Source organism: Shewanella ulleungensis (genome assembly GCF_014648315.1).
GTDB lineage: Bacteria > Pseudomonadota > Gammaproteobacteria > Enterobacterales > Shewanellaceae > Shewanella > Shewanella ulleungensis.
The window spans coordinates 209,581-233,548 of record NZ_BMQW01000003.1; the positions used below are offsets into that span (position 1 = coordinate 209,581).

Genomic DNA, 23,968 nt, shown 5'->3' on the forward strand with positions numbered 1-23,968 from the left:
CAAAATCATGATTTTATGATTTTTTATTGTTAATGATTAAATTTGAATCTAATCCAGTGGTGAAGCCGTATAGTCAGTAATATCAGGCTTTTGGTAAAAAGCATTAATGAGTATTTTTAAGTCAATTGAAATAAAAACATCAGTTTATCTGTCTATTCATTATATATGGCAGAAAATAACTCAGTATAAGCTTTTTAAGAGGTGATTTATGGCGCGTAAAAATCGATTTACTCAAGGCATATTGCAACGAGCCCCATGGCATGTCGCTGACAATCAAGTAACGCCTGAGTCGGTGTTTAATGACCGCCGTAATATTATTAAAGCTTTAGGTTTAGGTGCATTAGGTGCCAGTTTACCCGGGCAGGTGCAAGCGGGAATATTTGATTTGTTTGGTGAGCAAAAAGCCAACAATCCTTTTACCACTCAAAGCTTAAATTATTCAACTCCGCGACAATTTGTGTTACCAGATGTCAGCACGCCTGAAGATAAAGTGACCCGCCATAATAATTTTTATGAGTTTGGTACTAGTAAGTCTGATCCATTTGATAACGCTCAAGGTTTTAACATCGACCCTTGGACATTGGTGATTGATGGTCTTGTTGATAAACCGATTACTTTAGATTTACAAGCGTTAACCAAGCGCTTTGCCCTTGAAGAGCGTACTTACCGTTTACGTTGTGTTGAAGCCTGGTCGATGGTGGTTCCCTGGGTTGGTTTTTCACTGGCAACCCTTCTAAAAGAAGCTGGGATTAAATCAAATGCGACCCATGTTGCGTTTGAAACCTTGTTTGATCCAGAGCAAATGCCAGGACAAAAAAGTCGGTTAATGGGCGGAGGTATCCATTATCCTTATGTTGAAGGTTTAACCATTGCTGAGGCAATGAACGAGTTACCATTTTTAGCTGTTGGCCTTTATGGTAAAACCTTGCCGCCACAGAATGGCGCGCCAATTCGCTTAGTTGTACCTTGGAAATACGGCTTTAAGAGCATTAAATCGGTCGTGCGGATCCGCGTGATGGATAAGCAACCACCCACCAGTTGGAATCAACTTGCGTCAAACGAATATGGCTTTTATGCCAACGTAAATCCTGAAGTGGATCATCCACGTTGGTCACAGGCAAGCGAGCGAAGTATAGGCGAGGGCGGGTTGTTTTCGGCTAAACGTATTCCTACGCAAATGTTCAACGGCTATGGTGATTTTGTTGCCAATTTATATAAAAACATGGATTTAAGGAAGTTTTACTAATGCGTTTAAGCCCCCGTGGTGTGTTTTGGCTTAAAGTGTTATTGCACATAGTATTTTTATTGCCTGCATTGTATCTTGTTGCGCTTGTGCTCACTGACAATGCCGGTGGCGATCCGGTGCAATATATTATCCATTACACCGGTATGGGGGCGATAAATAGCTTAATTGCCACCTTATTGATTTCACCAATAGCGAAGCGGTTTAAATTAGCTGCGCTTATGCAAACCCGACGTTTAGTTGGTTTATATGTATGTGCATATGCATTACTGCACATTAGTGCTTTTGTTAGTTTAGATTTACTGTTCGCATGGGGATTATTGTTTGAGGAAGTGATTAAACGGCCGTACATTTTAGTTGGTGCCGCCGCGTTGATTATCGTGGTACTGCTAACGTTAACCTCACCGATCAAAATAAAGCGCAAAATGGGTAAACAATGGCAATCATTGCATAATTGGATTTATGTAGTTGCACTGTTAGCACCGATCCACTTTTATTGGTCGGTAAAATCAGAGATTATTGAGCCAAGCATTTATATTGTGGTATTCGCCGCGTTATTGTTTTACCGTCGAATCAGTATTAAAAAATGGCTTACGCCGAAGCGTTAATTCATTTTGTCATTAACAAATCGAGTTAGTGACGTAATCTGTGGTTTAGGCCGTTAGTGCAAAAGGCGGCAAATAAGGTAAATAACATCACGCAAGACATGATCACTGCAAGTCTGAGCCAGGGTTCTGACAGGGTAATGCGCATATCAATAAAGTTAAATGTGGTCACAGCCCAAACAAAAATGACACTTAATACCAAAGTGAACTTAAGAAACTGGCTTATGACATTGTGACGAATAAACATCAATAGCGGCATTACGCACGCGATGATGGCCCATTCGGTTTGACTAAAACGAAGAAAGTGTGCGCCTAATAATAGAAAAGCTAACGTAATGATGATTACTCTCCACCACATAATGTTGCCTCCAATGAAACGTCAAATTCACAATGAATTTGAGTTACTAGCATAGGCGTTATTGCGAACACATTCCTGATGTTTGCTCACATATTAGCCATGTTTAATTACTGTTATGTCAGGTTATCTCTATTTGCCACTTTTGTTTTTGGTTATCCCAAGATGTGCTAATCCAAATAGTAATCCCCAAACCGCAGCTCCAATGCCTAAAAAACTGATCCCTGACAAGGTGCAAGCAAAGGTTAATAATGCAGACTCTCGGTATTCAACTGCATCAAAAGCGCTATGAAGACACATCAATAAGGTTCCCATTAGTGCTAGCCCTGCGAGCATATCGCCAATGCTTTCCGGCAATGCCAAAAATAATGCCACTACCGCGCTGGCCCACAATCCAGCAAGAATGTAAAAGCCACCGGCCCATATTGTTGCGCGATATCGTTGATTAGGATCGTCATCAACGCTGCTGTCCATACAAATAGCTGCTGATATTGCAGCAAGATTAACGCTAAACACGCCAAACGGTGCCAGTAATATATTTGAAATACCCGTGCCAAATAAAAGTGGTTTTCCATGAGCCTGATAGCCATAGTTTTTTAACATGGCTATACCCGGTAAATTCTGCGATAGCATTGTAATAATATATAAAGGAATACTGATATTGAGTATGCTTAAAAGGTTGAACTCAGGTGATATCAAAATGGGTGAGGAGATGGATAAATTGAATTGTTGACGAATGGTGGCGTTAAATACGTCAGCATGAATGGCATATCCTATAGCGACGATTAATAAGATGGTCATGGTATATCTGGGTAACCATTGTTTGGCGAGTATAAAGCTGATGAACAGCAAGCAAAACAACATGGGTTCATTGGACAATGGCATAAATGCTTTGACACAAAATGGCAGTAATATCGACGCTAACATGGCCGAAGCGAGTGCTGGAGGAATAGATGATAACCCACGAGTTAACGGTTTAATTAATCCACTTATGGTGATCAATCCTGCTGAAATAATATATGCTCCAATTACTTGCTTTAAACTGAACTCACCGACAACGCCAATCAACATCGCAGCTCCGGGTGTTGACCATGCAGTCAAGATTGGCGTTTTGTAATACCAAGAAAAACCAATCGACGTTACCCCCATGATTAAGCCTAAAGCGAATAAACTACTACTCACTTGTGCAGCGTTGGCGCCTGCCTGAGTTGCCGCTTGGATAACAATCATCACAGAGCTGGTATAACCGACCAGTACCGCCGTAAATCCAGCTGAGATATGGCTGATTTCAACGCCTTGTTTATTCATAATAAAGTCCATTGCAATGCGTTGTATAAACTAGGGATAAAAGGGTTTTTCTGATGTGCGTTAAAGCGCACATTATTGAAAGGCAATATATCACTGGATGTTATAACGCACAATAGTTTCAAAGTAGCGTATAATTAGCGGCAATATGACTCAAATAGCGTTAGCATATATGAATATTAAAGCCCACATGGCAAAACATTTAAAAGCATTGCGAACAGCGAAGGCATTGAGTTTAGATGCCACCGCAAAACTGACTGGAGTATCTAAAGCGATGTTAGGCCAAATTGAACGTCAAGAATCGAGCCCAACTATTGCAACGTTATGGAAAATCTCTAGTGGCTTGGACACATCGTTTTCAGCATTTATGTCGTCACCGCATGGCGATGTAATCAGAGAGAAAACATTTCCTGATGATCCTAACATGCTTATTAAGAACATATTTACGTTTAATACACAGACGCGTTTTGAAATGTTTGAAATTATCTTAAGCGGATATCATCAACAAATGTCGACACCCCACAGTGTTGGGGTGATTGAACATGTGATTGTGTTACAAGGAGAGTTAGCACTGTTTAGTGGTGGTGAATGGCAAACACTCACTAGCGGTCAAAGTAGCCGTTTTTTTGCAGACCAACCCCATGGTTATCATGCTTTGAGCGAAACCGCGATATTTCAAAATATTGTTAGTTATCCACTGAGTAATAAAGCTTAAGCTATTTACTGGTCTGTTCTAGCGCTTCGATCTCTTGCCAAATGCTTTCCGACTCGGCGGTTAATAACGAATAAGTTTTAATGTCACCTTTGCGCTGCGCCTGCATCGCTTGTTCAAGTTTTTGATCGTAAGTTTTACGTAGTTTTTTGACCGGATCTGGTTTTAAAAATGAAAACATAGTCTTGCTCAATTTAGTTTTGTAGTTGGTAATGCTTAATACGATCCAAGATGTGATTTGGTCTAGTGTGGTTGAATAATATATTCACATTTGATGTAACCTATTAAGCTTAATGGTAATCATCCATAAGCATATGCCGATAACTAAATGAGTTAATCGATTATTGTCCTGTTTTCGGTAATTGATCGTTATTGTTTAGGCATTGCAGGGCTCAAGGGGAGTCTGATTATTGTGCATTTGTAGGTAACTCACCACCCACATCATAAATCCACCAATAAACAATGCTGCAGCAACATAACCTGTTTCGTTAGGCATTGCGCCATTGGCAATCGCGATGCCGCCAACTCAACTCCTATCACTACACCGATGGCATAAGCACTTATTGCATAACTACCCTGTGATGGTGTTCAGGCAACAGTTTCGCTAATGAGCGGCAGCTTGGGCATTATGGCAAACTCAGACAACCCTAAAATAAAGGTTCCTATAGCAAGTATTGTTACGATTGAGTTCCGGTGCGCTGTTGTCTGCCGAGGCCATAAATGTCCTATAAATGAAGAACAATTGAGCCAGCAGAGCTGGCTTAATTATCAATTTAGTGAATGTATTAAAAAGAGAATATTTACACGTGATGAAAATAAATTAACAAGGTGAAATGCTAATCTTGCCAGCGTTGTTTAATGTACAAAATACTGGGTAAACATTGTTGAAATAACACCACTAATTCTGGGTCAAAATGTTTACCGCTTTGGCTTTCAATAAAGTCCATAGCTTGCTCAACCGTCCAGGCTTCTTTGTAAGGACGTTTACTGGTGAGTGCGTCAAATACATCAGCTATAGCAACGATGCGCCCTTCAATTGGTATTTCTTCACCTTTTAAGCCTTTAGGATAGCCACTACCGTCAAATTTTTCGTGATGGGTCAGCGATACCACTTTAGCAAGCGCAATTAAATCTGAATCAGAGTCACCGAGAATTTCAGCCCCAATTTCAGGGTGAGTCTTCATGATGGTAAATTCTTCTTCAGTTAGCTTCCCTGGTTTGAGCATAATGCTATCGGGAATACCAATTTTACCTATATCGTGCATTGGTGCTGCGTGCAACAAATTGTCTGCGGCAAATTCTGACAACCCATATGCTAAGGCAATTATTTTAGAAAAATGGCTCATGCGCATAATGTGCATACCGGTTTCATTGTCTTTGTATTCTGATGCGCGGCCTAGACGTTGAATAACTTGTAAACGGGTGCGACGCAGATCGTCAGCTTGGACTAACGATAAGTGCGTCCGAACCCGAGCTTTGACCACTGCTGGAGATACAGGCTTAGTAATGTAATCTACTGCTCCTACATCAAATCCTTTTGCTTCATCTACCTCATCACTCAATGCTGTGACGAAAATAATCGGCACAGGTTTACTCAGAGGATCAGCTTTCAGTTTTTCACAGACTTCGAAGCCGGTCATGCCTGGCATCATGACATCTAACAAAATCAAATTTGGCAGTTCACGTTGAACTAGGCGCAGTGCTTCCTCGCCACTTTTTGCAAATATGAGTCTGTATTGCTCCTCAAGCATTTTTTTCAATACTCTAAGGTTGGCGGGTTCATCATCTACAATTAGGATGGTCTGTTTGCTGTCTTGTCTGTTAAATATCATTTAATGAGTTCTGTTACCTGTGCATTAATAAGCAACTCAAGGCTGTCGAGTTCTGTTAATGCTTGTTCAAATTCAAAGTCGTCTAAAGCATGTTGAATCGACTGGCACTTGGGGCGATATAACATCGCCGTTGATGCAATGAGTAAATCGACATCTACGTCATTGTACTCGTTGTCTTTTGCCGCGAGCCGAATACGGTTGATAAGCTGTTTGAGTTGTGCAATTTCCATTTTGTGATTTGCAGTCTCAGTAACGCTTGGTGCGACGATTTCAGGATTGGCTTGCTGGGCGTCAAGGTAGGCAGTTATTTTTACAAATGCTTGTTCAATCATTGGTAATAATGCTGATAATTCAGCGGCCGATGATACAAGTGCTAGCCGCTCAGCGTCGATGAGTAATCGAGTGAGCTGTGTGAGTGACAAATTGCCCGCTAAACCTTTTAATCCATGCAGTTGAGCTTGCACTGCAGGCCAGTTATTATCAACAATTAATTGTTGTAATTGGTCTACACAACCTTTTTGTTTAAGCATAAATCCGTTAATTTCTTTAACGAGTGTGCCTTTATCACCCCACAATACCATGCCTTTTTTGTCGTTCACTACTTGCTTGTTATCGACAACGTCTTGTGCGGGTAAAGATGTGTGTTCATGGGGTTCAAGGTGCAATACTTGAGCTATTTCATGATTAAGCAACGCGATATCAATCGGTTTATTTGCAAATCCATCCATTCCTGCATGGAGTGCGGCAAGTCGGTCTTCAGGCAGAACACTGGCGGTTAACGCAATAATTGGCATATGCGGTAGTTGCTGCTCACGCTCTTGCTCTCTGCGCAGTCGGGATGCGGTTAATCCGTCCATAATCGGCATTTGCACATCCATCAAGACAATATCAACCTTGTCGCTTAGCATGCGTAATAAGGCTTGTTTTCCATCTCGTGCAGTGATGACACTATGCCCTTGACGCTTCATTACAATCGTAAGCAAATCAATGTTTTGTTGAATGTCGTCAACAATTAATATCGCTAATGATTTAAGGCTTTTAGTTAATAGAGGAGAAGTCTCGCTTAATATTTGCTTTGGTGGTGTGAGTGGTAGTGAAAACGCAAAACAGCTGCCTTTACCATAAGTGCTCTTAGCGGTAATTTTACCGCCCATTAATTCGACTAACTGCTTGCTAATGGTTGTGCCCAAACCTGTACCACCAAAGCGGCGATTCATGCTGGCATCAGCTTGAGCAAATGCATCAAATACTAGTGCGAGTTGCTCTTTGGTCATGCCGATACCAGTGTCATTAATCGAGAATTCAATACAGCCACTTGGCTTAATACCTACATCTATACTAACTCCACCTTCGGCAGTAAACTTTATTGCATTTCCGATTATATTTGTCAGTACTTGGCGGAGCCTATCTGGCGCACCGTGATAAGATTGTGCGACTTCTGGTGCTACGTCGACATTTAAATATAAACCTTTACTATTTGCTTGAAGCCACAAGGTCGATACCACTGAGTCAACTTCTTCAATGACAGAGAAATCCCTAAGTTCTAATTCAAATTTACCTTTGTCTAGCTTTGCACTGTCGAGTACATCATTAAGAAGATGCAATAATGATTTAGCTGATTGGTTAATAGTATTTAGATGCTTATGCTGTTCAGCGGGCAGATTATCGTCGAGTAATATGTCGCTAAAACCAATAATTGCATTCATTGGTGTACGGATTTCGTGACTCATATTAGCTAAAAAGGCGGCTCTAGCTGATGCTGCTTGTTCTGCTTTATCTTTTGCAATCAATAGCGATTGCTCCATTTCTTTACGTTCTGTGATATCCATTACAAAGCCGTCGAGCCATTTATCCGTAACGTCTAGCCCATCGACATGAGTGCCATAACCCAACAACCAGCGGGTGTCGCCATTTGCATTAATGATCCGATATTCAAGAACAAAGACCTTATCTATTGCGATTTGATTTGCTATTTGTTCAAGATCGTCCGGATGTACATGTTCATAAAAGTGACGTTTTGGTGCTTGGCCTATATAGTCACTTGCAGGGTAGCCTGTAATACCTTCAACTGCGTCACTGATAAACACCATTGGCCAGTTTTCTGAATTTAAACAACGATAGGCAATGCCGGGAATATTGGTAATGAGCGAACGGAATTGAGCCTCACTTTTAATCAGTGCGCGCTGCATTTCAATGCGATGACGTAGATCACTTACATACATCACAAATAAGCTTTTTCCTTCAATGCGGGCATGGCCGATTGAGACTCTAACTGGGATGGTCGTTCCATTGACGTGCAGGGCTTCAACATCGCGGCCATCACTTTTTTGATTATTTATTGTGTCATCTGAATAACTGGACAGATATGCATTAAAGTCGTCGATAAACGTCGATGGAATAAAATCACGAATATCTTGATGGCAAACATCTTCTAATCGCCAGCCTAATAAGCTTTCGACAGCTTGGTTGCCACTTTCTATTTTACCTTTGTCGTTAAAAGTAATAATGCCATCAATGGCGGTTGAGATGGTCGCACGGTAACGCGCTTCGCTTAATTTAGCCTGGTGTAGTGATGCTTGATATTTGAATAGCATATTAACTGTTAGTACAAAAAGGATAATGACGACAGTAATTGTGGCTACCGCAATCCCAAGATACAGAGATACCATTTTTGTTTGGTCGGAAAACTCAAACCCAAGTGGCCTAACAAAACGTGCCGCTGCCATACCAGTATAATGCATAGCTGAAATCGCAGAGCCCATCACCAGCGCCGCGATCATATTCTTGTGCAATATCGTTAACTTGAAACGGCCTAAGTTATCCAAACTAAAGCGGATCCACAAAGACAAAATGGCTAATGTAACGGCAACCACAATGGATAAACCAAAGTAAAACATGTCATAGCGTAAGAGTGGTGCCATTTCCATGGCGGCCATGCCAACATAATGCATGGTGCCAATGCCTGCACCGACTAAAATGCCACCAATAATAAACTGACTCGGTTTTGGGTTTGCATTAGAGATAACATTTAGTGCTACCCAAGATGCGGCAATACTAGGAATAAATGATAGTGCCGTAAGGCCAATGTCATAACTTACAGGGGTGCATAAACTAAACGCTAACATACCAATAAAATGCATTGACCACACGCCGCCACCTAATGCGAAACTGCCGCAAGATATCAACATATGACGTTTGTATGTATTGAATGTTGTAACTGCTTGTGATGCAACTTGCAGTGCCATAAATGATGCAAATATCGCTATAGAGATAGAAATCAATACAACAAGGGGGTGAAAGTTACCAACAATTAAGAGGTTATCATCGGGAATAGCAAAAAAAGTATGTATTGATTCAAGCATAATGTCGTTGATGATGACCATAATTAGTGTGACTGATAAAGAGTGTATCGGCGCCAAATTAAAAAACACCAGCATTTTGATTAATTTTTAATTAAAACATGTCCCCAATCAATGTTTTTATTACTTGTTGGCGTTATAGTTATCGGTTTTGCGTATTATTCCTTTACATTGTGAGCATCTTGTTTCTATTGTTTTTTTATTGTGAAAATTAATTCGAGGCCTATTGTAAAGATTATTCTCCATGCATCTTTAGTCTAAGGATGAGCTTTTTTCCTTGTGAGTGACACAGCTCTTTAGTTAGCTTGGTAAAAAAGGACGCAAGGAGGCTTTAATGACAATTAAACAACATCAAACACAATTCCCACTTGGCTCAAGTGAGTATCATGGTAACAATTCAACCGTACTTACCACTAAGACGATTGGACAGTATTTAGCCGATATCGCAACTCAATATCCTGACAATTTAGCGGTAGTGGTTAATCATCAAAATATTCGTTGGAACTATCGCCAATATTGCGAACAAATAGACGCTTTAGCCGTTGGATTGCTCAAGCTAGGTATTCAACCTGGTGATAGGGTTGGAATATGGTCGCCAAATAATATTGAATGGTGCTTGACTCAGTTTGCCACGGCAAAAATTGGTGCGATAATGGTGTGTATTAATCCAGCTTATCGGCCCGAAGAGTTAGCTTATGCATTAGGCAATGTTGGTTGCCGCGCGGTGATATGTGCAGACAAATTTAAGTCTAGTGATTACCTGTTAATGTTAAATGAGCTATTGCCGGAATTAGCTACTTGTGAGGTGGGTGAACTACAGGCCAAAGCGTTACCTGAGCTCGAGTATGTTATTCGCATGGGCAATGAAACATCGCCTGGGATGCTTAATTTTAATGATTTATTGCAAGGTGTTAACGCAGAAGATAAACACGCGTTAGATTATATTGCGGAGTCGTTGACAGCTCACGATGCAATTAATATTCAATTTACTTCAGGTACGACAGGAAGTCCAAAAGGCGCGACGCTATCACACCATAATATCTTAAATAATGCTTATTTAGTTGCTGATGCTATGGGGTTAAGTCAAACAGATAAATTGTGTATTCCAGTGCCTTTGTATCATTGCTTTGGCATGGTACTAGGCAGTTTGAGTAGTATTATTTATGGGTCTGCTGCGGTATATCCAGGAGAGGCATTTGATCCGCTTACCACATTGCAAGTAGTTGCAAATGAACGTTGTACTGCATTACATGGTGTGCCAACAATGTTTATTGCTGAGCTAGAGCATCCGCAATTCAACCAGTTTGATTTGAGCTCATTACGCACAGGTATAATGGCTGGCGCGACGTGTCCTGAAGAGGTCATGCGGCGCGTACAAGATTTGATGTACATGAAGGAAGTGTTAATTGGTTATGGGCAAACTGAATGTAGCCCACTTAATCACATTACCGAAATTGACTCACCCATAGAGAAACAAGTGCTCACGGTTGGCAGAGCATTGCCGCACACTGAAGTTAAAATCATTAATGAGTTTGGTGATGTGCTTCCCATTGGTCAGCCTGGAGAGGTCTGTAGTCGCGGTTATTGTGTTATGCAAGGATATTGGAACGACCCTGTTAAAACGGCAGCCACTATAGATAGCGCAGGTTGGTTACATTCTGGTGATATCGGCCAAATGGACGAGTTAGGTTATGTGCAAATTGTTGGCCGTATTAAAGACATGATCATTCGTGGCGGCGAGAATATTTATCCGAGGGAGATTGAGGAAAAACTTTATACTCACAAGGATGTACAAGATGCTGCAGTGTTTGGTGTACAAAGCGACAAATATGGTGAGGAGGTCTGTGCCTGGATTAAAGTCCGTGCCAATGCCACGATTTCTGAAGATGATATTCGCCACTTTTTAACCGAAAAATTCGCTTACTTTAAAGTGCCGCGCTACATAAAATTTGTCGATCAATATCCAATGACGGTAACCGGTAAAATCCAAAAGTTTAAAATGCGTGAATTGATGTATCAGGAATTACACAACGCAATCAATTAGGGATTTATAACAGAAATAAGATTATGTGCATGTTAAGTTGTGAGTAAATACATGTAGGAAATTATGGTTATTTACTTGTGAGTTCATTTGCTTAGGGCCAGATTATTATTGATATCATGCAAACGGTTAGGCATGAATACCATTAACAAATTAAGCTTACTCTAAAACAAAACCCCGTATTAGCATGGCTAATACGGGGTTTTGTTTAATATCGACTATGAATCGACACTAGACTGTTAATTTGGTCGGTATGAGAGGATTCGAACCTCCGACCCCTGACACCCCATGACAGTGCGCTACCGGGCTGCGCTACATACCGAATATTTATTGCTGTATACATCAACACTTAGAGAGTTATAACAATTGGGGTAACTAAGTGGATATGCACTTTATCAACAGTAATTAATGAGCGCAAGCAGTTAGTTATATGCTATTTACCGATTGGCTATAAACTATTCAGTTATGGTTCGTGTATCTTAATCAATATCATCATTGGGTAGACAATGAGTGAAAAGCATTTAAGCCTAACTAAATAGAATTAATTAAACATTATTAGCTGTAAACCATTACTGATTGTAGAGTCTACGGCCTTCTCGCATGACTTGTATCAACTCTGGTGCGCTCATTTTTTTATCTAAACGCTTTTTATAATCGACATCGTAAATACGGTATTTACCAAATCGATCAAGGACGGTGATTTCAGACTTTTGGTAAATCGCAAAACGGCGGCTGTCGCCGATGTAAACCCATGTTTCACTGTTGGGTTCTAATAGGCTGCGACCCGCACTATAGTCGGTGCTTGGATTGGTACAACCCAATACATGGCTGAGTATGGTTGGGGCAATACCGTAGTGGCTGGTGCGGTAATTTACTTTATTACCATAGGTGTCTGGCCAATGAATAATTAATGGCACATTAACATTGCCTGGCGATAAGTCGTTACGCGCGTCGCTGCTATTACTCGTAAACACTTGCCCATAAGTACCGGTAATGATCACCACGGTGTCGTCGCTAACATTATTCAGTAATGTAGACAGTTGCTGGTCAATAAAATTAAGTGATTGGCGATATTGATTAAATAATACCTTTTGCGCAGGTTTTAATTCCATTTTCGGTTTGATGGTTTGTACCCCTAAAAAACCGATTGGCGTATCGTAATCTTTTGGCGCGGTGAGGTTAACTAAGGCAAACCAAGGTTGTTTTTGGTTTGCTTGCCAGGCGTTTACAGCATTGATGGTATTAATGTCTGCATCTGCGCTGCCGTTAGCGCCTTCGCTGACATGTATTTGCATCCCTTTAAACATGGCGCTATTTGTTATGTCGTTACTCACGGTAGGCGCAAAAAATGCTTGCACATAACCCTGCTCAGTTAAGATGTTGGTTAGCATTGGGCTAGTGACCGCAAATTCTTTACGATCGCTGTAGTTTCCCTGTAAGCCATACATTAATGTAAACATGCTAGTGTCGAAATCTGTTCCGCCACTGAAATGCTTAGTAAATCGTTGATTTTTATTACGGTATTGACTTAAGAATGGCATTGTTTCGTTATCGACCATATCTGCACGAAGACTGTCGACGCTAATCAGTAACACGTTTTGTTGAGTGTCGGCACTGCACTGCATAGGATTAATTGGGTAGCTGAGTTTACGCGATTTCTCACTGCGCGACTGAGGCGTTTGCATGCTGCTGTCGATACCATGGCTTTCCATAAACGAGCGTGCTGTCGCCGGATAAGACACTGGGTAGGCGTCGTCGAAGCGGGTGACTTCTGTCATGCTGGTGGCATCGGCCCATATGTGGAATAAGTGGCTGCTGACAAAACAAGCACCCACAAACAGCACAACCCGGTTGCCCCATTGTTTTTTCTGTATTTTGTCGATGCGTTTCCACAAAAAATTCGCCGCAGTTAACTCAATTAACACAATGACGATGGGCGTAATAATGTAAGAGGTACTGTGCAGTAATGCATTGAGGTCTTGCCAGGCTAAGTCGAATGCAAAGGGACTTAAATGAATACCGTAGTCATCGTAGATAACCGTATCATAGAGTAGGGCGTAGAGTCCGAGCGAAGCAATAAACGCGGCAAAACCGCGTAGGATTTTAGAATAAGGTAGCAATAAAGTAATTGGGAAAATAAACAGTAAGTAGCCGATGAAGGCTAAAAAGGTAAAATGTCCAATGGTGCTGATGGTCAGATAGACCCAGCCGATAAAGGTTTCTGGGTAGCCGACACTACCAATATATCGAGCGCCAATTAGCATCGCTAATATGCCATTAAAGAAGGCAAACCAGTGACCCCAATTAACTAAACGCGACACGTTATCTCGTGTCATTTGCTGCTTTTTGCGCTCGATCATCTTAACTCGTATTCCTACGTTATCATCACAGACTAACTGAGTGTAACTGATTGTTAGCCCTAGTGATAAATTTTATTTTGTCGATTACTTAACCGACTGTGTTAACGCTTTTGCAAATTGCTCTGCCACTTTTTGACGTGACTCATTAGGCACTTTTTTGTCAAGTAAATGGGTTACACAGTTACCTAATACCATTAGGCTTAAATCGGTAGGCGCTTGGTGCTTAGCCAGGGTAGCAAGCAGCTCGCTGATAAGTGCTTCAACTTGGGTGTTGGTGTATTTAGATTGAATAGCCATAGTCAGAAAACTTCGATAGAAAATGAATTAGCTGCATATAATAACGGATTTAGCCGTTAATCGCCTCAAGTTTTATTCGACATAGATTAAGGAATATCGCAAACCCTTGTTCGATTTATACGGTGGGTCTGATATCATTCTTTTTTAAATTATCATCTGCGACAGACTAGGGTTAACAAGGCTTATGGCTATTAGTATTGAGCAAGCAATTATTCACGAAATCTCTCAAGACGGTCAGGGACAAATGCGCTGTCGTTTACGTCCGCAACCGTTGTTGAATACCAACGCTGTTGAAACCATGTTAGAAGAATTACACCAGACTTACTCAGGTAAAGCGGGTAAGGGCTTTGGTTTTTTTGGTACTCACGGTGATGATGGCGAAGCCAATGATGAATTTGCGAATGCGTTAACTGGTTACCGCAACGGCGATTTAGGTTTTGTTGAGTTTAGTGGCCAGGCAAGCAAGTTATTGCAACAAGAGCTAGCCAAGTATGATTTTAGCCAGGGCGGCTTTTTGTTGATGTCTTGCTACACCAGCATGACGAGCGATTATTTGTTTGTGGCGTTATTGAGCGCTAAATCGTCGATGACAGTATTAGATGACATGGAATTGTCACAAAATAATCATTTAGATTTAAGTAATATTCAATTAGCGGCACGAATTGATTTAACTGAGTGGCAAGCCGATAAAAGCTCGCGAAAGTATATTTCGTTTATTCGTGGTCGCGCGGGCCGTAAGGTTGCCGATTTCTTTTTAGATTTTATGGGTTGTGTTGAAGGGGTTAATACTAAAGCGCAAAATAAAACCTTAATCCATGCGGTTGAAGATTTTGTTGCTGGCAGTGAGCTCACTAAAGATGAACGCCAGCAATGCCGTAATAAAGTGTTTGAGTATTGCTCTGAGCGTGCAGACTCAGGTGAGGTGATTGAAGTAAAAGATTTGGCCGATGAATTAGCCGATTCTGGTATGGATTCATTTTATGATTTTGCTTGCGGCGGTAGTTATGAGCTCGATGAAGAATTCCCAGCAGATAAAGCCAGTTTGCGAAGTTTAAAGAAGTTTTCGGGGACAGGTGGCGGCGTAACCTTAAGTTTTGACGGTGGACATTTAGGCGAGCGAGTTATTTACGATCCTGTGTCTGACACGATTTTAATTAAGGGTGTACCGGCTAATTTAAAAGATCAGTTAGACCGACGTTTAAAGGGCGAGTAATTATTCATTAAGGGTGATTTATATCGTTAAATGAGCGTCCATTAAGGGCGCTTTTTTATTTTGAATAATCATTTTTTAATGTCAACTGGTACGATTATTCATCGTGGATCAGTTTTTTGCTTTTCATTACGCTTTAGTTGAGTAAACTAGCGCCAATTTTTGAGCATTTTTGTTTGTTATGCCTTTAATGGTTTAACACACTTTGGGGGAGCGATGATCACTGCATACGCCTATCAAAATAGACAACTGGTAACCACTGAATTAAATGTTGGTGACAAGGTACCGGAGTCGACATTGTGGTTAGATTTATTAAAACCCGATGATGCCGAACGCCAATGGCTCAGGTTGTTCTCTGCTGAAGAAGTGCCCGACGAAGAAGATATTAAAGAGATTGAGGCATCGGCACGTTTTTACCAAAACCAAGACGGTTTACACATTAACTCGTTATTTCCACAACGCGTTAGTTCAGATGTGCGCGCAGTAAACGTATCATTTAACTTGCGTAAAGATTTTTTACTGACCATTCGTGAAGAAGATGTTGGTTTAATCCGTTTATTGCGTAACTATTTACGTTTAGGTCGTTTAGATATCACCACTCCGCAAGGTTTGTTACTAGAGTTATTTAATTTAAAAGTGGATTACTTATCTGACTTAATCGAAGACGTGTATAGCGTATTAGAAAATGTCGGTGAGCAAGTGTTTAATGACGACGAGCTTGATGATGTATTTAAACTCATTACCTTACAAGAAGACTCTAACGGTAAAATCCGTTTAAGTTTGCTTGATACTCAGCGGTCTTTACGTTACATGCAACGTTATTACCGTGAAAGTTTGTCAGATGAGAACTTAAAATCTATTCGTGAAATGTTGTCCGATATTGAATCATTAATGCCACACAGTCAGTTTATTTTCGATAAATTACAGTTTTTACTCGACGCAGCTATGGGCTTTAGTGGCTTACAACAAAACAAGATTATTAAGATATTTTCGGTATCGGCGGTGGTATTTTTACCCCCAACCTTAATCGCAAGTAGCTATGGCATGAACTTTCATATTATGCCAGAACTTGATTGGCGTTTTGGTTACCCCATGGCTGTAGCATTAATGTTAGCCAGTGCGGCGGGAACTTACTTTTTCTTTAAACGAAAAGGTTGGTTGTAACTTACAAATGGTCTGTTGAGTCACTCATTTTTATTCATAAATTGCATGTAACAAAAAGCCACTTACTTTTAGTAAGTGGCTTTATTTAATTCAAAACAGCTTGTTGAGGCTCTTTTAATTTGTGCCTATACCAAAGCTAATTTTATCTCTTGGGTTAAGGTATTCGTGAATTTTCTTTGGTAGTGCAGCTGCAGGTAAGCTACGCACTATGGTGATGTTGTGATTTTGTAAGCTAATGATTGGCGCTTGGTCTTTAGGGACCAATTGGTCATACACCACAATGTTAGGAAATAATAACTGCTGCAAGTTAACCGACATCACCATTGCAAATTGGCCACTAGATAACTCAACAATGCTACCCGGTGGGTAAATACCAAGCATTTTGATGAGCTTACCTACGTATTCTGTATTGAGTTTAGCATTGTAGTTTTTGTAGAGCATTCCAAGTGCCACACTGGGAGGTTTACCCTTACTTTGGTTGGTGCCATTACACAGGTTGTCGTATTCGTTTACTACGGCAATCAGTTGTGACAGTTTATCAAGCTTGTCTGCTTTTAGGCCTTGTGGGAAGCCGCTACCATCTAAAAATTCGTGATGATTAGCGATTAACGGTTTTGCTTCCTCTGGGAAGCTGTCTGCTAACTTTAAAAAGTTAATACTCATTAACGGGTGTTGTTTGATAAAGTTTTCTTCTGGTGCAGACAGCGCGACTCGTTTATTGAGAATCGTACTGGGTACTTTCAGTTTGCCTATGTCATGAAATAACGCACCAATACCAATAGTTTCAACCTCTTCACGGCTCCAGTTAAGCTCTTTGGCCATTAACATGCATAGCATAGCAACGTTGAGTGAGTGATGATAAATATGCTCATCGTTTTTGGCATCACCCATTAAATGCAATGCTAGATTGTCTGAATTAAGCAGCATGCTGGTCATGTTACTAATTAGATCTTTGGCTTCGATGACGGCATTGAGTGGGCGACTGCTCACTTTTGACACCATTGAGCGCATCATGGCCACTGAGCGTTCAAATTGTTGTTCGGTTTTCTTTAAATCACGTATGAGCTTTTTTTGTTCATCAATTTTAGCTGTTTTGTCGCTGAGCATTTGTTCTTTCAGCGTAGTGAGTTCTTCTTCTGTAGGCGGTTGCTGAGAGTCTGCTGAGGTGACAGGTTCAATGTCACTTTTTTCCGGGTCGAAAAAGACATCTTTGAGTCCTAATCCTTTGATTAACTCAATTTGGGCGCTATTTTTGATTTTAAAACTGCTAAACAAGAATGGATGATCTTTCCACGAGATAGGCAGACGAATAAAAGTGCCAACTTCAAGTTGTTCTACAGCGACTTTTTGGTTTTTTTTCATAATTTAGTCATAGTGACGTTATGGAACAACAAGCGATGTTTGCCTTTATGCTTTACAGGGCCTTTGTTGGCGTGGCAGCATAATACTATAAATGGACAAATAATAGTTACCCTCTATGGATTTTATTGAAGTATATCCCAATGCGATTAGCGATGATTTATGTGACCGCTTAATTGCTGCATTTAATGCCCACCCAAATGTTGGCCCTGGTCAAACTGGATTTGGCGTAGATAGCGAAAAAAAGCGCAGCCGAGATTTAATGTTAGATGCTTTTACCGATTTAGCTGACTTAAAAAATGAACTATTGGCTGCAACATTCAGCCATATAACTGATTATTTTAGCCAATATTCTTTAGCATTAATGGGGGCTGTGTCAGTACAAGTGACCGATGAACAGGGTAAACCTCAAACATTAACACCCGACAACTTCGATGCTTTGGGTATGCCAAGAGCAAGCACTTTAACAAAGTACTTATATCGTAGTGGAACAATCAATATTCAACATTATCAAAAAGGTGTCGGCGGTTACCCACATTGGCATTCTGAGCAATTTCCGCAAAACGGTCATAATGAAGCCTTGCACCGTGTGGTGTTATATATGTTTTATTTAAACGATGTCGAAGAGGGCGGAGAGACGGAGTTTTACTATCAGCAGCGTAAAATAAACCCTAAAAAAGGCACCATGGTGATAGCGCCTGCCGGTTTTACGCACAGCCATCGTGGTAATGTGCCAGTTAGTAACGATAAGTATATTGCAACGTCTTGGGCAATGTTCAATCGTGCAGAGCAATTATACGCACCACTGAGCTAAAATGGTATTGGCTAAATTTGAGTTGATTAGAGTTGTGACGCTTATATTGGAAGCTCAATAATAAATGCCGCGCCGCCAAGTTTACTGGTGTTAATTGTCAATGTGCCGCCATAGCTATTAACCAACTCATGGCAAACGGCTAGGCCAATGCCTTGGCCTGGTGATTGCGTGTCGGCGCGTATGCCTCGTTGTATAATTTTTTGTTTTATGGCGTCATCCACACCGGGGCCGTCATCTTCTACGCTTAGGCATATTTTGTTGTCGTCTTTGATATGAGCTCTCACGCTCACTTGGCTGATGCACAGTCTAAAGCCGTTTTCCATTAAATTACCTAGTAGCTCCATGACATCGCCTTTGCTTAATGGCAGCGCAAGATGCTCACTGATTTTGTAGGTCATTGAAACATGTTTTTGTTGGTACAGTTTAGTGAGCATTTGTGCGAGCGATTCAACAATGGGTAGCAGCTCAGTGTGTTGGAAATGCAGCCCTTGTTGACCGAGCATCGCTCGCTTTAGTTGGTATTGAACAAGATGGTCCATGTCATTAATTTGCTCAAGGATTTGTCTATTTTGTTGCTGTCTCTCTAGGGTGTTGTCATCAATAATGGCTATGCTCGCGGCTAAACGAGTTTTAAGGCTATGAGCAAGATCATTCATCGCATTTTGATAACGAGTTTGGCGATCATCTGCTTGGCTGATTAATTGATTGAGCGCGGTAGTGATCCCTTGTAATTCTTCTGGATAATCTTGAGATAAGCGGTTTTTGCGTCCTCGCTGCAACTGGACCAACTCAAGTTTTAATTGCGCTAAAGGCCGCATGCTCCAATATGCTGCGCTAATCAATAATAACAAAGCAACAAGTAAGACTATTGCGAGTCTAAAATAGGTGAGTTGATTAAACTGGCTTAGCTCTGCTTTTAGCTCGCTGGCATCTTGTAAAATCAGTAGATGGTACATTTGCGCGTCGACATCAATACTCAGTAGGTAAGCAAAGTAGCTTTGATTTTGGTTAAAATTAAGATAAAACGGCGGTAAGTCATCTTTAATCGTGAGGTATTGTTCGCATATTTGGCTTAGGTTTAAACCAGTGGCAAATTCTGAACGCCATAAAGTGTCATAACGCGCATTGCATGTTGCCATAATGTATTGGGTATCAATGTCATCACCTTCTCGAGCTTGGGTGATAGGCACTAAATTATTTTCGCGAAATTCTGCTGCAATGATGGGGAGTTTAGCAATAAGAGCGCTGGTTGTTTGGTTATATCGATTTTGAGCGTGGAGTAAGTTAATTAACCAAGCTAAGCCAAAACCGACTAGGGCAATAATGCACAAGGAGGTAACAAACACCCTAGTGAGTAAACGATTTTTGGGTTGCAAAGTTAGTCGCATGGGTGGTTAAATTTATATCCTTGGCCACGAATAGTTACTATTGGCTCGATTATTCCGCCTTGACTGAGCTTTTTCCGCAACCGGCTTATCATCACTTCGATAGTATTAGGGTCGCCTTCTTTATCTGCATAAATGACATCGAGCAAACGCTGTTTTGCGACCACCTCATGGCAATGGCGCATTAAATATTCTAGCAGTTGGTATTCAAATGCTGTGATGTCTAGTGGTGTTTGTTGCAAGCTAACTTGTTTCGCCGCTAAATCTAATTGTAATGGACCACTGGTAATGATGGAGCGAACAAAACCGCCACTTCGACGTACGATGGCATCGAGCCTAGCAATGAGCTCTTCTTTTTGGAAGGGTTTCACTAAGTAGTCGTCGGCGCCCGCGTTGAGCCCTTCAACTTTATCTTGCCAGGTTAAGCGTGCAGTTAAAATCATGATTGGCGCTTTAATGTCTGCCGAGCGTAAAGATTTTATTAGGCTGATCCCGTCTTGGTCTGGGAGGCCAAGGTCAATAATGGCCACATCAATAGGGTAGTTAGTTGCTTGATAAAAGCCTTCTTTGGCGGTTAAGGCTACTTGTACCTGATTACCTGCATCGCTCAGTTGCACCGTTAAGTGATGCGATAAAATAGGATCGTCTTCTATGACTAATATACGCATTTTTATCCTTAACTAAGGTGATATGAGAGGAGTCATATTCCATTCATATTACCTTATCTATTTGTTTGGTTGAATATTAACCGTAATAAATATCCTGCACTATTATGGTTAGCCCCCTAGGTTAAGTTGTCTTGGGACGTTAGAATGATGCCATTAATGAATAATCAAAGGATTAAAATGAAATTTACAGGAATGATATTAGCAGGCGTTTTAAGCTTGTTTTCAACAGTAGCAGTAAGCGAAACGTTTACATTTACGGCAATTCCAGATGAAGATGAAAGCCAATTACGTACTCGCTTTGACAAAGTCGCCGTGTATCTGTCTGAGCAATTAGGCGTTGAAGTGAAATATATACCAGTGAAGTCTTACTCTGCAGCAGTGACGGCTTTTCGCAACAATCAAGTGCAGTTAGCATGGTTTGGTGGTTTATCTGGTGTGCAGGCTCGTCGTTTAGTGCCTGGTTCTGAGGCCATTGCACAAGGTTTTGAAGATCAGTTTTTCAAAAGCTATATTATTGCGCATCATTCTACTGAATTAGCTGCAACTGATAGTTTTCCGGTATTGAATGATTATACCTTTACGTTCGGTTCAAAAGACTCAACATCTGGGCGCCTAATGCCGCAGTATTTTATTGAGAGTAATGTTGGCCAATCTGTCGATAAAATCTTTAAGCGTATTGGTTTTTCGGGTGATCACAGCCGCACGATTAGTCAAGTTGAAGCCGGTGTATATCAAGTGGGTGCGGTAAATTACAAAGTGTGGGACACCGCAGTTGAAAAAGGCGATGTCGATACCAGTAAAGTTAACGTGATTTGGCAAAGTCCGACTTACCCAGATTACCAATGGACTGTCCATTCTGGTGTTGATAAGACCTTTGGTGCAGGCTTTAAAGAAAAGCTAACTAAAACGTTAATCGGCATGAAAGATAAAGATTTATTAGACAGTTTTCCACGCGAGTCATTTGTTCCAGCAAGTAACAGTGATTATGAGCCTATTGAGCGAGTGGCAAAAGCAATTGGAATGTTAGATTAATGCTTGCTGTTGTTGATACTGATTTAGGCTATGGGCAAAAAGTTATTTTGCCCAACATAAACTTGACACTTAATCCAAGTGAGCATGTTGCCATTTTAGGGCCTTCAGGGGTCGGTAAAACGACATTATTACATCATCTGTATCAACAACTGGCTGAGCAAACGTGTTTGTGTTCTCAGGCACAAGGTTTAGTCGATAATCTGTCGATTTATCATAATGTGTTTATGGGAGGATTAGCGCGTCATTCTCGTTGGTATAATATGGCTAATTTGTTGCTACCGTTTACACAACCGCAGCAACAAATTAGCGTGATTTGCCAACAGCTTGAATTGAATCTGCCATTGCAAAAAAAAGTTAGTGAGTTGTCTGGTGGGCAGCGTCAACGAGTGGCGTTAGCAAGAGCGTTATTTCAACACCAACCCGTATTTATGGGCGATGAACCTTTTTCGGCTTTAGATCCGCTTATGGGGGGCAGGTTACTCAATTTAATAAAACAATCTCATCAAAGTGTTATTTGTGTTCTGCATGATGCCGAGCTGGCGTTGGCACATTTTGATCGTATTATTGTGATCAGTGCAGGTAAAGTGGCGCTTGATACTAAAGCTAATCAACTCACTCTGGCGCACTTGTCTCAACATTATGTTGTGACCGATGAGTCAACTCTACCTCATAGTGCAGGTTAACCCTGACAAAATGGCAAATACTTCTTCAACACGTTTTTTTCCTTTTATTGGCCACTGGCAAAGAATCACCTTAGGGTTATTTTTACTTGTGTTTGTGTGCTGGTTTTTTGCAGATACAGAAGTTATTGCATTAGAGCCTTGGGCTGAACTTGGGCGGATGTTTACTGGCTTTATTACACCTGACTTTGGCGCAACCGAATATTTATTAGATGCAGTATGGCAAACAATCAGCTTTGCATTATTGGGTATTTGTTTGGGATTGCTACTCGGGCTTCCATTAGCGCTCGCATATCAACATCCTTTGATAGCGGCTATTTGCGCTTTTATTCGGGCGATCCATGAGATTTTTTGGGCACTGATTTTTTTACAAGTTTTTGGTTTATCTCCTCTTACCGGGATTTTAGCTATTGGCCTGCCATATGCAGCCACGTTTGCTCGAGTGTTTGCGGATATTTTACAACAAGCTCCCTCGCAAACGCTGTTTACTTTGCCTAAAGGTACGGACAAACTCTCTGCACTAATTTATGGCCGCTGGATGCATATGTATCCGCAAATTGTGGCTTATATCCGTTATCGCTTTGAATGTGCGCTTAGAAGCAGTGCGGTATTAGGCTTTATTGGCATGCCGACGCTAGGGTTTTATTTAGAGTCTGCATTTCGTCAAGGCCATTACCAGCAAGGTGGGGCGCTGTTGATATTGTTTATCGTATTGATAGGGACTATTCGTTTTTGGGCTAAGCCATTGATGTTATGGGTTTACTTGCCCTTAGCAGTGTATTTTTTACCTGAGTTACCCGTATTTCAACCCCAACTTATTTGGCGCTTTGTCTCCATTGATATTTTACCACCGATGCTCCAAGGGCAAACCCTGACAACCTGGTTCGCTGTCGATACGTTTATTGCTGTATTTGATTGGGCTTATGAACTAGTGCGCGACCAAGTATGGCCGGGAATTGTGGCCACGTTAGTGCTAGCTTGTTGCGCATTGGGGTTAACCCATGTGTTAACTTTAATCATGTTACCGCTCAACACGACATTGATGATGCCAAAGCCGGTGATAATACTAATGCGTGGGATTAATTTAATATTGCGTTCGTTACCCGAATACTTATTAGCGTTTGTGTTTATGTTATTACTTGGCCCGTCAATGTTGCCAGCAATCATTGCGTTAGCATTGCACAACAGCGGTTTAATGGTTTTTTTAATGGCTAGACAGTCTGACGACATTATTGTGCCGTTAACCTATCGTCCGCGATTAGATCATTACAGTTATATGGTGTTGCCTGTAATTTATCCACACTTTATGGGATTATTGTTTTATCGATTTGAGGTCATAATCCGCGAAACTGCTATTTTAGGCATGTTAGGTGTAATGACATTAGGGTTTTATGTGGACAGTAACTTTGCGGAAATTCGCTTTAGTGGTGCGTTACTGTTATTGATGTTCACAGCAGGATTAAATGTGCTGGTTGATTATACTGCTCGCAAACTTCTTCAAGCTCCGCGGGACAAATTACAAGCGTGTTAATCGATTTAGATTCTAT

20 protein-coding genes, 1 tRNA gene and 1 pseudogene are annotated in these 23,968 nt (G+C 41.0%); 10 read left to right on the forward strand and 12 right to left on the reverse strand.

Annotated features, from left to right (window positions below; all coding sequences use genetic code 11):
- The first annotated feature begins 208 nt into the window (after positions 1-208).
- Together msrP and msrQ are read left to right on the forward strand one after the other, a co-directional pair.
- Positions 209-1,246 carry a protein-methionine-sulfoxide reductase catalytic subunit MsrP gene (gene msrP / locus IEY40_RS07665; RefSeq protein ID WP_188954884.1) on the forward strand — a complete coding sequence of 346 codons (1,038 nt, stop codon included), beginning with the start codon at positions 209-211 and terminating at the stop codon, positions 1,244-1,246.
- Positions 1,246-1,851, forward strand: a complete 606-nt coding sequence (gene msrQ, locus IEY40_RS07670; protein WP_188954886.1) for a protein-methionine-sulfoxide reductase heme-binding subunit MsrQ — start codon at positions 1,246-1,248, stop codon at positions 1,849-1,851. The genes msrP and msrQ overlap by 1 nt, the downstream gene beginning before the upstream one ends.
- 25 nt (positions 1,852-1,876) lie before the next feature.
- Here the strand turns inward: msrQ and IEY40_RS07675 are convergent, their stop codons facing one another.
- Both IEY40_RS07675 and IEY40_RS07680 read right to left on the reverse strand, forming a co-directional pair.
- On the reverse strand, positions 1,877-2,206 hold the full coding sequence (locus IEY40_RS07675; RefSeq protein WP_188954888.1) for a hypothetical protein: 330 nt from the start codon (positions 2,204-2,206) through the stop codon (positions 1,877-1,879).
- A 129-nt stretch (positions 2,207-2,335) separates the two neighbouring features.
- Positions 2,336-3,523: a benzoate/H(+) symporter BenE family transporter gene (locus IEY40_RS07680; RefSeq protein WP_188954890.1), complete on the reverse strand. Its 1,188-nt coding sequence runs from the start codon at positions 3,521-3,523 to the stop codon at positions 2,336-2,338.
- Between the two features lie 133 nt (positions 3,524-3,656).
- Between IEY40_RS07680 and IEY40_RS07685 the strand changes: the two genes are divergently transcribed.
- On the forward strand, positions 3,657-4,223 hold the full coding sequence (locus IEY40_RS07685; protein WP_229777048.1) for a helix-turn-helix domain-containing protein: 567 nt from the start codon (positions 3,657-3,659) through the stop codon (positions 4,221-4,223).
- A gap of 1 nt (position 4,224) precedes the next feature.
- Here IEY40_RS07685 and IEY40_RS07690 read toward each other — a convergent pair whose 3' ends face one another.
- From IEY40_RS07690 to IEY40_RS07700, 4 genes and pseudogenes are all read right to left on the reverse strand, one after another.
- On the reverse strand, positions 4,225-4,401 hold the full coding sequence (locus IEY40_RS07690; protein ID WP_188954892.1) for a DUF6435 family protein: 177 nt from the start codon (positions 4,399-4,401) through the stop codon (positions 4,225-4,227).
- A 341-nt stretch (positions 4,402-4,742) separates the two neighbouring features.
- Positions 4,743-4,949: pseudogene (locus IEY40_RS20315) on the reverse strand (MFS transporter); the annotation flags it as partial.
- Between the two features lie 107 nt (positions 4,950-5,056).
- Positions 5,057-6,052: a response regulator gene (locus IEY40_RS07695; RefSeq protein ID WP_283108062.1), complete on the reverse strand. Its 996-nt coding sequence runs from the start codon at positions 6,050-6,052 to the stop codon at positions 5,057-5,059.
- The gene (locus IEY40_RS07700; RefSeq protein WP_188954894.1) at positions 6,049-9,414 is read right to left on the reverse strand and encodes an MHYT domain-containing protein; all 3,366 of its coding nucleotides are present in this window, start codon (positions 9,412-9,414) and stop codon (positions 6,049-6,051) included. Before IEY40_RS07700 ends, IEY40_RS07695 begins: the two co-directional genes overlap by 4 nt.
- Positions 9,415-9,745: 331 nt before the next feature.
- Between IEY40_RS07700 and IEY40_RS07705 the strand changes: the two genes are divergently transcribed.
- Positions 9,746-11,455: an AMP-binding protein gene (locus tag IEY40_RS07705; RefSeq protein WP_188954896.1), complete on the forward strand. Its 1,710-nt coding sequence runs from the start codon at positions 9,746-9,748 to the stop codon at positions 11,453-11,455.
- A 242-nt stretch (positions 11,456-11,697) separates the two neighbouring features.
- Here IEY40_RS07705 and IEY40_RS07710 read toward each other — a convergent pair.
- The 3 genes from IEY40_RS07710 to IEY40_RS07720 all read right to left on the reverse strand — a co-directional run bounded on the left by IEY40_RS07710 (position 11,698) and on the right by IEY40_RS07720 (position 14,109).
- A tRNA-Pro gene (locus IEY40_RS07710) sits at positions 11,698-11,774 on the reverse strand.
- Between the two features lie 247 nt (positions 11,775-12,021).
- The gene (locus IEY40_RS07715; protein WP_188954898.1) at positions 12,022-13,812 is read right to left on the reverse strand and encodes a DUF3413 domain-containing protein; all 1,791 of its coding nucleotides are present in this window, start codon (positions 13,810-13,812) and stop codon (positions 12,022-12,024) included.
- Between the two features lie 84 nt (positions 13,813-13,896).
- Positions 13,897-14,109, reverse strand: coding sequence for a YejL family protein (locus IEY40_RS07720; protein WP_160056483.1), 213 nt, complete (start codon positions 14,107-14,109; stop codon positions 13,897-13,899).
- 184 nt (positions 14,110-14,293) lie between these two features.
- Between IEY40_RS07720 and yejK the strand changes: the two genes are divergently transcribed.
- Positions 14,294-15,322: a nucleoid-associated protein YejK gene (yejK, locus tag IEY40_RS07725; protein WP_188954900.1), complete on the forward strand. Its 1,029-nt coding sequence runs from the start codon at positions 14,294-14,296 to the stop codon at positions 15,320-15,322.
- Positions 15,323-15,535: 213 nt separating this feature from the next.
- Complete coding sequence (gene corA, locus IEY40_RS07730; protein WP_188954902.1) at positions 15,536-16,483, forward strand: magnesium/cobalt transporter CorA; 948 nt, start codon at positions 15,536-15,538, stop codon at positions 16,481-16,483.
- Between the two features lie 114 nt (positions 16,484-16,597).
- Here corA and IEY40_RS07735 read toward each other — a convergent pair whose 3' ends face one another.
- Entirely contained in the window at positions 16,598-17,845 is a 1,248-nt protein-coding gene (locus tag IEY40_RS07735) for a cyclic di-GMP phosphodiesterase (protein WP_188954904.1), read from the reverse strand.
- 115 nt (positions 17,846-17,960) lie between these two features.
- Here IEY40_RS07735 and IEY40_RS07740 point away from each other — a divergent pair, with 115 nt between their 5' ends.
- Positions 17,961-18,656 carry a 2OG-Fe(II) oxygenase family protein gene (locus IEY40_RS07740; protein WP_188954906.1) on the forward strand — a complete coding sequence of 232 codons (696 nt, stop codon included), beginning with the start codon at positions 17,961-17,963 and terminating at the stop codon, positions 18,654-18,656.
- Between the two features lie 41 nt (positions 18,657-18,697).
- Here IEY40_RS07740 and IEY40_RS07745 read toward each other — a convergent pair whose 3' ends face one another.
- Both IEY40_RS07745 and IEY40_RS07750 read right to left on the reverse strand, forming a co-directional pair.
- Positions 18,698-20,044, reverse strand: a complete 1,347-nt coding sequence (locus IEY40_RS07745; RefSeq protein WP_188954908.1) for an ATP-binding protein — start codon at positions 20,042-20,044, stop codon at positions 18,698-18,700.
- Positions 20,035-20,709, reverse strand: a complete 675-nt coding sequence (locus IEY40_RS07750; RefSeq protein WP_188954910.1) for a response regulator — start codon at positions 20,707-20,709, stop codon at positions 20,035-20,037. Before IEY40_RS07750 ends, IEY40_RS07745 begins: the two co-directional genes overlap by 10 nt.
- A 192-nt stretch (positions 20,710-20,901) precedes the next feature.
- Here IEY40_RS07750 and IEY40_RS07755 point away from each other — a divergent pair, with 192 nt between their 5' ends.
- Genes IEY40_RS07755 through IEY40_RS07765 form a run of 3 tightly spaced genes read left to right on the forward strand, consistent with a single transcriptional unit; the run spans position 20,902 to position 23,952 of the window.
- Complete coding sequence (locus tag IEY40_RS07755; RefSeq protein ID WP_428848155.1) at positions 20,902-21,741, forward strand: putative selenate ABC transporter substrate-binding protein; 840 nt, start codon at positions 20,902-20,904, stop codon at positions 21,739-21,741.
- Positions 21,741-22,424: an ATP-binding cassette domain-containing protein gene (locus IEY40_RS07760; protein ID WP_188954913.1), complete on the forward strand. Its 684-nt coding sequence runs from the start codon at positions 21,741-21,743 to the stop codon at positions 22,422-22,424. The genes IEY40_RS07755 and IEY40_RS07760 overlap by 1 nt, the downstream gene beginning before the upstream one ends.
- A 10-nt stretch (positions 22,425-22,434) precedes the next feature.
- The gene (locus tag IEY40_RS07765; protein ID WP_188955332.1) at positions 22,435-23,952 is read left to right on the forward strand and encodes a PhnE/PtxC family ABC transporter permease; all 1,518 of its coding nucleotides are present in this window, start codon (positions 22,435-22,437) and stop codon (positions 23,950-23,952) included.
- The last annotated feature ends 16 nt before the right edge of the window (positions 23,953-23,968 follow it).